The organism is Halarcobacter sp. (genome assembly GCF_963675975.1).
In the GTDB taxonomy this organism is placed as follows: domain Bacteria; phylum Campylobacterota; class Campylobacteria; order Campylobacterales; family Arcobacteraceae; genus Halarcobacter.
Genome location: NZ_OY780939.1, coordinates 1,229,301 through 1,241,697 on the forward strand (window position 1 = coordinate 1,229,301; position 12,397 = coordinate 1,241,697).

Genomic DNA, 12,397 nt, shown 5'->3' on the forward strand with positions numbered 1-12,397 from the left:
TGATAATCACTATTAAAATTAAAGAAAAGTTTTGTATAATTTCGTATGTCAAGAAATGAATACAAAAATTTAAAAATATTATATGTAGAAGATGAAGAGTTTATTAGGAAAAATGCCGTTTCCTATTTAAATAGATTATTTGATAATGTATTAGAAGCTAGTAATGCTTTTGAAGCTATGCAAATAATTGATAATGAAAAGCCTCATGTTGTAATAACTGATATAAAAATGCCTAAATTAAATGGTCTTGATATGGTTAGAAAAATTAGAGAAAATGATAAAAAAACTCAATTTATAGTTTTGTCTGCATATACAGATACTAAATTTCTTTTAGATGCAATTGATTTGGGTTTAATAAAATATCTGACAAAACCAATAAGACATGAAACAATTTTTCCTTTACTATTGAATTGTGCAAAATCAATCTTCACAAATCCTTGCAATATAAAAATATTATGTGAGAATTGTACTTTTGATAAAGAGTTAGAACTCTTAAAAGTTGATGAGAAGTTTGTAAAATTAACAAGAAACGAGCAACTTTTTTTGAAACTTTTGTGTGAAAAATCACCTGCTGCAGTATCTTATGATCAATTACAAAACTATATATGGAAAGATGAGTATATGTCAGAAAATGCAATTAGACTTTTAGTTCGTGATTTAAGAAAAAAATTGCCTCAAAATATTATAAAAAACATCTCAAAAATTGGATACAAGATAGATTAGTTGATGCGAATATTTTTTATTTTTTTTATTTTTTTATCAAATTTATATAGTTCAAATTTATACGACAAACTTGTTGATAAGTTTTACATATCAGAAGATCTGCAAAGCTATAAACAATTAACAAAAACAAACTATAAACAATACAATAATATAAAACTAAAACAATTTTCAGTAAAAATAGTGTTAAAAAAAGAGGTTTTAGAAAATAGTGTTTATTATGTGAATGTGATTTCAGATATGGATTCTTTAGTTTATACAAATACAAAATATACCAGAATCAACAATACTATAACTATAAAATTAGATAAAAATACACCTAATATTTTATATTTTCAATATAAGTATAAAGTACCTAAAAGAGGAGAATTTAGATACTCACCTATGAGTGAGTTTGAATATAAATATATATATTACAATGAAGGGATACTTTATGGAATTGCATATGGAATAATTTTTTGTGCATTTCTTTATTATCTAATCATATCTTTTTCAAGTAGAAGAAAATATTTCTTGTATTATTCTTTAATGCAGTTATGCGTTTTAATATCTTTAATCTGCTTTACATATTTTAGTTTTAAACCATATATTTCAAATTTTGAACAAGCTTTTGTAGATTTTTTTGAAACTACTGCTTTTCTTTTTACTCTTCTTTTTTCAAAAGAGGTTTTAAATACAAAAAAAATTATGCCAAGATTTAATCTTTTGATAAATATTTTTATAGTTTTAAATTTAGTAGATTTATTTGCTATTACTATTTTTAAATACTCAATTCTTTATAAATATTGTTCTTTTTATATAGGCTTTCTTATACCTTTTGTTGCTGGTATTATTGCAATTTACAATAAAAATAGATATGCAATAATATATACAATTGGCTGGTTTATGATGGTATGTTTTCTATTTTTCATAGAAAACTTTATGTTCCCTTTAAGTGGTATTTATGCAATACATATAGCAGCTCCTCTGGAATCTATGATATTTAGTTTTGCTTTAGGTATTATGTTAAAAGATTTAGTGGAAGAACAAAATGAAAAAGAAAAATTACTAATTCACAAAAGTAAACTTATCTCAATGGGAGAGATGTTAAACAATATTGCCCATCAGTGGAGGCAACCTTTAACTCACTTAGGTTTTATAAATATGAATATTCAACTTTCATTAGAAGATAAAAGTATAGATAAGGAGTATTTAAAAGAGAAAATTGAGGAATCAAATTCTCAAATTGATTTTATGTCTGATACAATAAATAGTTTTAGGGATTTTTATAAACCACAAAAAGATAAAGAGTTTTTTTATATCTCCCAAGCCGTAAAAAACTCAATAGATATTATGAAACCTTTATTGGGTATTTATGATATAAAATTAGATTTTTTAGTTATAAATGATATTAAAATAAAATCTTATAAAAATGAATACTCTCAAGTTATTTTAAATCTAATAACAAATGCAAAAGATGAATTAGTTTTAAATAAAGTAAAAAACCCAACAATTGTCATAAAAGTGGATAGTATTGATAACAAGAGTTTAACCACTGTTTGTGATAATGCAGGAGGGATAAAAGAGGAAAATATCAATAAAATATTTGAACCATATTTTAGTACAAAAGATAGCGGTAGTGGAATAGGGCTATATATGTCAAAAACGATAATAAACTCCCATTTTAAAGGTGAACTTGTGGCTCAAAATAAAAAAATGGGAGCTTGTTTTAGTGTGAAAGTTTAGTAATCTCTTCCATATAATTCCGATGCTTCTTGTACAACTAAAAATGCATTTTCATCATGTTCATTAATAATCTCTTTTAAAAGTTGAAGTTTTGAAATATCCACAACAACTAAAATAAGAGTTTTACTTGCTTGTTGATTTAAACTCATACCTTTTACAATAGTTCCATGTTTACCTAAATTTTTATGTATTTTTGAAGATAACGCATTTATATTATTTGATACTATAGTTACAGCTTTTTGAGCAGGTTTACCAGATAATAAAATATCAATTATTCTAGAAGTGATATATACACCAATAATACTAAATAAAGCTTTTTCAACATCACCATAAACAAAAATTGAACTAAACATAATTAAACCATCAATCACTAATAAAATCTCTGAAGTTTTAAATCTTGTTTTTGCTGCTATAACTTCAGCTAAAATTGTAGTCCCACCTGTTGAAGCTTTTCCTAACATAACAAAACCAACCCCAAGACCAACTAATAGTCCACCAAATACAGAAGCTAGAATAGTTTCATGGGTAGATGCAGGTATTACATATACCTCTTTTAATAAATCTGTAAAAATAGAGATTAAAGCAATACTAACAAGGGTTTTTATAACAAACCCTTTTCCAAAAAATTTCATTCCAATTAATATTAAAGGAACACTAACTATTGCAATCCAAATACCTAATGTAATAGAAGGAAAAATAGCATAAAGAAGTTGGGCTATACCAACTCCACCACCAGTGATAATTGAGTTTGGATTCAAAAATGAAACTGCCGAAAATGATAAACAAAAAGAACCAAAAGTAATAAAAAGTAGATTTTTAAATTGATTCATTAATAACCTTTTTTTTTGGGAATTATAGGAAATTAATAGTTTTAATTCTTCCCTAAAATTGTTTTATAAGTTAGTAATTATTGCTTAAAATAATTTTTTAAAAGATATAATATAAATATGAAAAAAGATACACAAAATAGACATAGACAAATTGCAAATGATATTATGCATTATATATACAAACATATTGATACAAATTTAGATTTAGATGAGTTAAGCATAGTTTTTGATATTAGTAAGTTTCATATGCTTAGAGTATTTAAAAAAGAGTTTGGACAAAATATATATGAGATAATTAAAACTATTAGAATACAAAAAGCATCTATTTTACTTTTAACAAATAAAAACTCAACAATAACTTCAATCGCCCAAATGTGTGGATATAGTTCCCATGGGGCATTTAACAGAGTATTTAAAAAAAGATTTAATATGTCTCCAAAAGAGTGGAGAAATAATGGCTACAAAAAAATATTAGATGAAAACCTTGTAATAAATAGATTTAATATAGAACCAAAAATTGTAAAAAAAGGGTTTGAAAAAGTATATTATATTAGACATAAAGGGTATGGTGAAGATATAAAATTTATATGGGAAAAGTTGAATTTTTGTGTATTAAAAAACAATATAAAAGAGTATAAAGCAATAGGGTATTATCATGATATACCTTTAACTTTAAATCTTCAAGAGTGTAGGTATACAGCAGGAATAATTGTTGAAGATGATAGTATAGATTTCCCTTTTTCAAATTTTATTATGCCTGAAGTAGTTTATGCAAAATTTGTATTTAAAGGTTCATATGAACACTTTTTTGATTTTATCAATTGGGTACATTTTAATTGGTTATTAAATAGTGGATATGAAACAACTCCTGAACCATCTTTTGCTCTTTATAAAAATTGCAATTTTTTAGATGATAAACAGGAGTTTGAAGTGGAGTATTATATCTCTATCGAGATATAGCTTAGTGTGACTCTTTTATTGATCTTAAAATCTTATTTGTATTACTAATACTAAAATATATTGTAAGTAAAAAAAGTACAAATGCGAGCAAAAATAGAATTATAGTTATGGTATTCCATTGTTTAGTTAGCTCTCTTGGTTGAGAAAGGGCGTTTGTTTTTTTATCTTTTTTTAAAATCTCTTTTGAAAAGCCTTCAATAGGAGCAATACCCTCTTTAACAATTTGATGATTAGGGCCACCATCTAAAACTATTTGATAAGGTTCTTTAGGTATTTCAATTATTAATTCACTTGAATCAGGAAGTCTTTTTTTATATAAAACCTCTCCTGAAAGTAATGATTCTAATCTTACCATTGCACCAACTGCAAACTCTCCGGTGCTAAATTCACCTGTAACAAGTATTGTATTATCTTCATTATCCATTATATTCATCAATAGTGTATGTGCATTGAGAATAGTACTTAAAATAAAGATTGAAAATAGATATGTGATTTTTTTCATAAGTATTCCTTTAAAGTTTATTTTTCCAAAATCTTTGAGCTTGGTTTCTATTTGCTGGAAGTTTTTTACAGATATAAAATAAAATTATGCCAAAAGTAAATAATCCAATATCTACACTAAGTATTTCAGTCATATCCTCTTTAAACAATTTAATTGGTGAAAATCCACTATTATAAAAATGAATAAGTGGTGCCATAATAAAAAATACTGAAGCTATAGCTAGAAACTCTTTTGCAGCTTTGTATGATTCTATTCTATAAAATGACCACATCAATGTAGCAATCCAGAATACAAAGAATATTCCTTTTTGTAAGAGGAATCTATCCTCTATATTATATGGTAATAGCCATTGAAGAAGGAATATAAGACCAGTTGCAGGAATTACACCAATCATAACTGCTAAGGATAATTTCCCCATCCAATTATATACAGGAATTTTTTTAGGAAATTTTCTAGCCTTTTTTTCTAAGTATAATAATACACCAAAACCTAATGCAAAAGTTGCTGCTATCATAAGTAAAGCAATCAAAAGTCTTGTTACTGTATCAACACCAAATAATAAGTGTAGGAAAAACATTGTGTCGTATACTAATCCAGACCAGTGTTTATCTAATACTCTTCTATCCTCAATTAAAGTACCATCTTTTCCACTAAGAGTTACACTTGGTTTGTTTGTAATTCCATTTAAAAAAGGCATATATGGATTATAGCCTTCAAGTTTTACAATTGCAGTTTCATCTTTCCAATTGATTAATGTAAGTTTTTCAAAATCTATTTGTGGATTGATTTTTTGTGCTTTTTTTATTAATTCATTAATAGGCAACATTTGCACTTGATTATTTGTCTTTTCTATATGTTTTATTGGTGGGTATAGTATGGGACCTACATATTTCCAAGTTTCAAAAGATTCCCCTTTTGATTTTAAATATGTCATTGGTATAGAGCCTGAATAACCAATATTCATAAGTGCACCAGTTAATGTAATAATAATAAAAGGCGCAAATAACCAAGTAAAAATTTTTCTATGCCATTTTGAAAATTTGCTTTGATTGTTTTTCCCATTGTCTTTATATTTTATTAATATAACTTGTATTAATCCACCTATAACCAAAAACATTACAGCTACAGCCATAAAACCAAATATCATATAACCAAATTGTTTTAAAGGTCCTCCATAGTGCATTTTGTTTAAAAATTCTGCTAGCTTAGATTTATCTCCTTCATTTTCAACTTTTTGTAAAGTATTTGGGTTAAAGATAATTGGTTCAACAAATTGATGTGAAATTTTAAGTGCAGGATCATGTTGGAAACCAGGCAGAGTAATAATTATATTGTTTTTAGGAAAATCTGGATTTGATATAACAGGATCAATCATAGAAGAATAATTTATAGCTGTAATATCAGGAGTTTTGAAATGTCTAGATGGTTTTTCCCAGATTTGAATAAATGGTAATAAAATTGCAAATATTCCAAAAAATAGTGCGATATACATGATTAAAGAAAAACTAATTCCTGTTGTAGCATGTACTCTTTGTAGCTTTTGTTTTAATAATTTATTATGTTCTCTTTTTGTTAAGTTATTGTTCATCATCTACCTTGTATAAAGTATTATAATAGCAATTGAAAATAATAATATAGGGAAAAAAGTTCTTTTTAAAGCAATAATTTTAGATGGTGACAATGCGATCCAAAGTGCACTGATTGCCCAAGCTAAAGTATTTAATAAAAGAGGAATTAATATTGCTTCACCTATTGTCCCTGGAATTATAAATGTGAGTAGAGACATAGCTAAATATGCAACTAGTAGACCTCCAAAAATAGAACAGAGTGTTATAAATAAACCAATTTTTTTACTGTTTAGTTGTGGTTTGGATAATTCATTATATATATTATTTATTTTTTTAATCAAAATACTACCTAATTTAATTTTGATAATTGTAATCATTTGTCTGTAAAAGAGTTCTTAATTTAACATAGTTCATGACAAGAAGCAAAATGATTGAGAGTTGATTTAACTTATTATGTAAAAAATTAGATATAATGGCAAAAAAATTTAAGAAAGAGTAATATGATTGATATAAAACTACTACAAAGAGATTTTGAAAATGTAGCTGCTTCATTGGTAAAAAAGGGTGTTGATAGTGAAGTTTTAGACAATTTAAAAAGCTTGTCAGAAGAAACAAAAATTAAAAGACAAGAGATGGAAGATGTAACTGCTTCACAAAATAAGCTTTCAAAAGAGTTTGGAAGATATAAAAAAGAGAAGTTAGATATTGCACCTTTACAAGCTGAAATTAATGAATTAAAATCAAAAAAACAGGCTTTAGAAGAAGAGGTTAGAGTTTTAGAAGAGAATCTATCTTCAATAGTTTTAGGTGTTCCAAATATTCCTGATGAGATTGTTCCTGTTGGAAAAGATGAAGATGAAAATGTTGTATTAGAAACAATTGGTGAAAAACCATCTTTTGATTTTGAACCAAAAGAGCATTGGGATTTAGACAATGGTTGGTTAGATTTTGAAAGAGGTGTTAAATTAGCCAAATCAAGATTTTCCGCTATTAGAGGTCAAGGTGCAAGACTTGAGCGAGCACTTATAAACTATATGCTGGATTTTAATAGAAGCAGAGGTTTTGAAGAGTGGTATGTTCCATTTATGGCAAATACTAATACACTTCAAGGAACTGGACAACTTCCAAAATTTGAAGAGGATTTATTTAAAATAGAGGGTGAAGATTTATATCTTATACCAACAGCTGAGGTTCAATTAACAAATCTATATAATGATGAAATCATAGCAGTTGATGAATTACCTTTAATGTTAACATCTTATACTCCTTGTTTTAGAAAAGAAGCAGGAAGTGCGGGAAGAGATACAAGAGGACTTATTAGACAACACCAATTTGATAAAGTTGAGATGGTAGCTATTACTAAACAAGAAGAATCTGATGAGGTATTTGAAAAAATGGTATCTTGTGCAAGTGATTTATTAACTTCTTTAGGTTTAGCTCATCAAAAAGTTATGCTTTGTACTGGAGATTTAGGATTTAGTGCTACTAAAACTATTGACCTTGAAGTTTGGCTTCCTGGACAAGGAAAATTTAGAGAAATCTCATCTATTTCAAATACAAGAGATTTTCAAGCAAGAAGAGCAAAAATTAGATATAAAGATGGTAAGAAAAACATCTTAGCTCATACTTTAAATGGTTCATCATTAGCAGTTGGAAGAACTTTATTAGCTATTATGGAAAACTATCAACAAGCAGACGGAAGTGTTAAAATTCCAGAGGTTTTAGAAAAATATATGTAATTCATAAAATTGTTATCTTTTTGTAATCAAATACTATTAAACTACCTCAAATTTAAAAAGGTGGATAGATGGCGAAGATTACAAGAAGAGACTTTTTAAGAATTTCTGCATTAACTGCAAGTACACTCATAGTTTCTACAGCAATAACAGGTTGCTCAGGGGGAGGAGATGATACAGCTTTCTCTTTAGACTTTTGGAATACAATTGATGTAGAATTTAATCATGGTGTAGCAAGTGGTGATCCTACAACAAACAGTGTTATTCTATGGACTAGAATTACTCCTTTAAGTGATATAGATACTGTGAATTTATTTTATCAAGTTTCAGAAGATGAAGATTTTACGACAATAGTAAGATCAGGAAATATTACAACTAAAAAAGAAAGAGATTATACAGTAAAGATTGATTTACAAGATTTAGAAGAGAATAAAATTTATTACTATAGATTTAAATCGAATGAAAAAACATCTATTATAGGAAAAACAAAAACAATTTCAAGTAATCCTAGTGAAGTAAAAATGGCAGTTTTCTCATGCTCTAATTATCCAAATGGATATTTTAATGCATATATGGAAGCTTCTAAAATGCAGTTAGATGTAGCTTTACATTTAGGTGACTATATTTATGAATATGGTATGTATGAAAATGATGATGGTGTTACACCAGCTTATGCAACAAAAAATGCAATTGCAATTGGAAGAGAACTTCCAAGTGACAACAATACTGAACTTTTAACATTAGAAGATTATAGAAAAAGATATGCTTTATATAGAACAGATATTGGGTCATTAGCTTTACATCAAAACTTGCCAGTTATTACTGTTTGGGATGATCATGAGATTGCGAATGATACTTATAAAGATGGTGCTGAAAATCATGATTCAAGTGAAGGGGAATTTGATTTAAGAAAAGAGCATGCACTACAAGCATATTTTGAATGGTTACCTATAAGACCTTTTGAAGATAATAATAATGAAATTATATATAGAAATTTTGAATTTGGTAATCTTGTAAATCTTTATATGTTAGATACAAGAGTTTTAGGAAGAGATAAACAATTAAGCTATTCAGATTATTTTGACAATCTTGCAAACTTTGATTCTACAACATTTACACAAGATTTAATAGATTCTTCAAGAACAATGTTGGGAAGTGAACAGTTAGCTTGGCTACAAAATAGTTTATCAAATTCTACAGCAACATGGCAGGTATTAGGGCAACAAGTATTAATGGGAAAAATGTTTCTACCGGCTGAATTATTAACTATGATTGCACAGTTAGATTCAGATATTTCTGATGCTGAAAAACTTGTAATATTAAACAATTTGAATACAACAATAACTGAATTGATTGCTATTAAAACAAGAATATTACAGAGTGATCCAAGCTTAACAGTAGAAGAAATAGCGAGAATCGAGACAACTATACCATATAACTTAGATGCTTGGGATGGGTATTTTTATGAAAGGGAAGTGATACTTGGTACATCAAAAGCTTTAGGTAAAAATCTTGTAGTATTAGCAGGTGATACACATAACTCTTGGGCAAATGAAATCAAAGATCAATCTGGTGATTTAGTTGGAGTTGAGTATGCCGTAACATCAGTAACATCACCAGGGATGGAAGATTATGCAGGCTTATCTTCTTTAGCTGCTGCACAAAGTTTTGAAGCTGCGTTAACATTTTTGGTTGACGATTTAAAATATGCTAATTTAAATCAAAGAGGTTTTATGGTTGTATCTTTTACAAAAGAAGAGGTTAATACAACATGGTATTATGTTGATAATTATGATTCAACAACATATAGTTTAGATCAAACTAGAGAGAATAATTTAAAAACAAAAGTTAATACTAATACAATTTCATAATTAATATAAGAGAATCTCTCTTATATTAATTTCTCAGGTTTACCAAAATAGTAACCTTGTGAGTAATCAACTCCAAGGGCAGTTAAAATATTATAGATATTCTCATTTTCAACAAATTCAGCAATAGTTTTAATACCTTGTTTTTTGGCAAACACAACAATTGTTTCAACTAGATTTCTACTAAATTCATCATTTTCAATATTTTTTATAAGACTTCCATCTATTTTTAAAATATCTGGTGAGTATACTAAAAGTCTTTCAAAGTTTGAATATCCACTACCAAAGTCATCAATTGCAATTTTTGCATTACCCACATCTTTAACTAATCTAATAAATTCTCTTACTTTTTGATAATCTTTAATATGTTCATCTTCTAATAGTTCAAAAGTAACTCTACCTTTATATTGAGGTTTAGTTACTAAAGTTATAAGTTTTTCTCTAATCGCATCATTTTCAATATCTAGTACCGAAATATTTATACTAACATTGTCTTTTATATGATCTAGGATTAAAAAAGAGTTTTCAATTACACGATTTGTAATCTTTGTGTAATAACTTCCTTTTTTTGAAACATCAAGGAAAAAGTAAGGTGAAATAACTTCATCATTTTCATTTATAAGCCTAACTAGAGATTCATATTTGATAACTTTTTTTGTACTATTATCAATTATAGGCTGGAAAAAAGATATTATTTTAGAGTCATCTAACGCTTTTTTTACCATTTGAATTGTTTCAATATTGTTTTTTGCAGTTATTTGAGCTTCTTTCATCAAATTGTTTGCAAAAATTAAATTTTTATTCTCATCTATAGCTTTTTCTATCCCATATTTTACATTTTCATATAAGTTTTTTGTTCCAATACTATAACTTACTACTACAGAGATATCATAATCTATATTTTCAAGTTTTATAGTACTATTTCTAGTGTTTTTTATAAATTTATGTAATTGTTTTTCCACATCAAGTTCAGGGTATTCAGCAATTATTTTGTCATAATCTTCAGAAATAGCAAAACAACCATCACCTAATGTATATATTTTTTTAAATGTTTGGTTATGGGGCATATGATTTAAAAGAGTAGTTCCATATATATGTTCGATTTTTTCTACAGTTTTTGTATCATAAAACTTATCTAAAATATCAAAGTTTTCTATTTGAATCATAATCAATATTGAGTTGTTATTTGATTCAAGCGAACTTATAAGTTGTTTCTTTTCACTCATAATTTCACTAATATCGTTTCTTAGTGCAATATACTCTAATACATTTCCTTTTTCATCTAGAAGTGGTTTTATTACCGTTTTTACATAATAGGGTTTTCCAGTTTTTGATAGGTTTTTAATAACCCCTTCCCAAGACTCTTTTTTTCTACTAATTGTGTACCATAAATCTTTAAAAAACTCTTTTGAGTTATCTGGATGTCTTATTAAAGCATGGGATCTTCCTATTAGCTCTTCTTCAGCGTATTCAGATACTTTTAAAAAGTTTTCATTTACAAAAGTTATAATACCACTAGGATCTGTTTTAGAAATAATCGAACTTTTATTGGTAATATCTTGATATTGTTTTAATATTGATAAATTTTTATTATGTTCTTTATAAATAAGAGTTTTTTCAACTGCTTTAAAAAGAACTTTTTTGAACTGTTCAGGTTCTAAGGGTTTTAATATAAATCCATCAATTCCAGCTTGAATTGCTTTAAACATATATTCTTGTTCCCCATGAGCTGATACAACAATAATGGGAATATGGGGATCAAATTCTCTAACTTTTTCAATTAACTCAATACCATTCATTTTTGGCATACTTATATCAGTTAATATTAAATCATAACTTTTTGATTTAAATTTAGATAGGGCTTCTTCTCCATTTGATACATGATCAATTTTAGATAAAAATAGTTTTAGGAGTTTCTGAACAACTTTAGCAACATCAAGATTATCTTCTACATATAAAGCAGATAATTCACTTGCATTTTTTAGAAAAGTTTCAGAAATATTTTGATTATTATGCATATAGTAACTTTTATTTAAAATGAATGCAATTTTAACATAATGAAAATAAATAAAATCTGATAAAATTTAACTATAAATTATTTAACATATACTCTTGCATCATATAGTTTTTTTCTAAAAATAATTTTAAGTAGTCCCTCTTCTACACCTAAATGTCTATAAGTCATAATTTTGCCAATCATTATTTTATTTTTGTAAACAGGTTCTGAATCAACATATTTACCCTTTGAATTTCCTATCATTACTTTTGGTTTAATATTTAAATTACTTCCCCTTAAAAATATTTTTGTAAAGCAGATTCCATTATAGTCATTTACAGTTTTTCTTATATTTTGAATATTTTCTCCATGACCTTTTTCATCATAAATAGTAAATGCAAAAATTTGTTTTACATCACTTTTAAAAGCAAATAGTTGGATTGAAGATAGTAAAATTAGTAAAATTATATTTTTCATACTTCATTTTACTAT

At 26.7% G+C, this 12,397-nt stretch carries 11 protein-coding genes; 5 read left to right on the plus strand and 6 right to left on the minus strand.

Translation table 11 applies throughout. The annotated features are described in order from the left end of the window. Positions 1-45 precede the first annotated feature (45 nt). Both ACKU3H_RS06085 and ACKU3H_RS06090 read left to right on the plus strand, forming a co-directional pair. Entirely contained in the window at positions 46-723 is a 678-nt protein-coding gene (locus ACKU3H_RS06085; protein WP_320036086.1) for a response regulator, read from the plus strand. Between the two features lie 3 nt (positions 724-726). Next, on the plus strand, positions 727-2,445 hold the full coding sequence (locus tag ACKU3H_RS06090; RefSeq protein ID WP_320036087.1) for a sensor histidine kinase: 1,719 nt from the start codon (positions 727-729) through the stop codon (positions 2,443-2,445). Here the strand turns inward: ACKU3H_RS06090 and ACKU3H_RS06095 are convergent. Beyond that, entirely contained in the window at positions 2,442-3,275 is an 834-nt protein-coding gene (locus ACKU3H_RS06095; RefSeq protein WP_320036088.1) for a YitT family protein, read from the minus strand. The genes ACKU3H_RS06090 and ACKU3H_RS06095 overlap by 4 nt on opposite strands. A 117-nt stretch (positions 3,276-3,392) precedes the next feature. Here ACKU3H_RS06095 and ACKU3H_RS06100 point away from each other — a divergent pair, with 117 nt between their 5' ends. Next, entirely contained in the window at positions 3,393-4,235 is an 843-nt protein-coding gene (locus ACKU3H_RS06100; RefSeq protein WP_320036089.1) for an AraC family transcriptional regulator, read from the plus strand. Between the two features lies 1 nt (position 4,236). Here the strand turns inward: ACKU3H_RS06100 and ACKU3H_RS06105 are convergent, their stop codons facing one another. Genes ACKU3H_RS06105 through ACKU3H_RS06115 form a run of 3 tightly spaced genes read right to left on the minus strand, consistent with a single transcriptional unit; the run spans position 4,237 to position 6,646 of the window. Next, a complete protein-coding gene (locus tag ACKU3H_RS06105; RefSeq protein WP_320036090.1) occupies positions 4,237-4,737 on the minus strand; it encodes a hypothetical protein in 501 nt (166 codons plus the stop codon). Between the two features lie 10 nt (positions 4,738-4,747). Then, positions 4,748-6,325, minus strand: coding sequence for a PepSY-associated TM helix domain-containing protein (locus tag ACKU3H_RS06110; protein ID WP_320036091.1), 1,578 nt, complete (start codon positions 6,323-6,325; stop codon positions 4,748-4,750). A 3-nt stretch (positions 6,326-6,328) separates the two neighbouring features. Further along, entirely contained in the window at positions 6,329-6,646 is a 318-nt protein-coding gene (locus ACKU3H_RS06115; protein WP_320036092.1) for a hypothetical protein, read from the minus strand. A 159-nt stretch (positions 6,647-6,805) separates the two neighbouring features. On the opposite strand from ACKU3H_RS06115, the gene serS reads away from it, so the two are divergent. Next, on the plus strand, positions 6,806-8,044 hold the full coding sequence (gene serS, locus ACKU3H_RS06120) for a serine--tRNA ligase (protein WP_320036093.1): 1,239 nt from the start codon (positions 6,806-6,808) through the stop codon (positions 8,042-8,044). 68 nt (positions 8,045-8,112) lie between these two features. Then, positions 8,113-9,912, plus strand: a complete 1,800-nt coding sequence (locus tag ACKU3H_RS06125) for an alkaline phosphatase D family protein (RefSeq protein WP_320036094.1) — start codon at positions 8,113-8,115, stop codon at positions 9,910-9,912. Positions 9,913-9,932: 20 nt separating this feature from the next. Here the strand turns inward: ACKU3H_RS06125 and ACKU3H_RS06130 are convergent, their stop codons facing one another. Beyond that, the gene (locus ACKU3H_RS06130) at positions 9,933-11,927 is read right to left on the minus strand and encodes an EAL domain-containing protein (protein ID WP_320036095.1); all 1,995 of its coding nucleotides are present in this window, start codon (positions 11,925-11,927) and stop codon (positions 9,933-9,935) included. A 77-nt stretch (positions 11,928-12,004) separates the two neighbouring features. Then, positions 12,005-12,382: a hypothetical protein gene (locus ACKU3H_RS06135; RefSeq protein WP_320036096.1), complete on the minus strand. Its 378-nt coding sequence runs from the start codon at positions 12,380-12,382 to the stop codon at positions 12,005-12,007. Positions 12,383-12,397: the final 15 nt, after the last annotated feature.

Excerpts from the sequence above, each read along its gene's own strand:
- serS (WP_320036093.1), top strand. The coding sequence starts at position 6,806 with ATGATTGATATAAAACTACTACAAAGAGATTTTGAAAATGTAGCTGCT.
- ACKU3H_RS06085 (WP_320036086.1), top strand. The coding sequence starts at position 46 with ATGTCAAGAAATGAATACAAAAATTTAAAAATATTATATGTAGAAGAT.
- ACKU3H_RS06105 (WP_320036090.1), bottom strand. The coding sequence starts at position 4,737 with ATGAAAAAAATCACATATCTATTTTCAATCTTTATTTTAAGTACTATT.
- ACKU3H_RS06100 (WP_320036089.1), top strand. The coding sequence starts at position 3,393 with ATGAAAAAAGATACACAAAATAGACATAGACAAATTGCAAATGATATT.
- ACKU3H_RS06095 (WP_320036088.1), bottom strand. The coding sequence starts at position 3,275 with ATGAATCAATTTAAAAATCTACTTTTTATTACTTTTGGTTCTTTTTGT.
- ACKU3H_RS06110 (WP_320036091.1), bottom strand. The coding sequence starts at position 6,325 with ATGAACAATAACTTAACAAAAAGAGAACATAATAAATTATTAAAACAA.
- ACKU3H_RS06130 (WP_320036095.1), bottom strand. The coding sequence starts at position 11,927 with ATGCATAATAATCAAAATATTTCTGAAACTTTTCTAAAAAATGCAAGT.
- ACKU3H_RS06125 (WP_320036094.1), top strand. The coding sequence starts at position 8,113 with ATGGCGAAGATTACAAGAAGAGACTTTTTAAGAATTTCTGCATTAACT.
- ACKU3H_RS06135 (WP_320036096.1), bottom strand. The coding sequence starts at position 12,382 with ATGAAAAATATAATTTTACTAATTTTACTATCTTCAATCCAACTATTT.
- ACKU3H_RS06090 (WP_320036087.1), top strand. The coding sequence starts at position 727 with ATGCGAATATTTTTTATTTTTTTTATTTTTTTATCAAATTTATATAGT.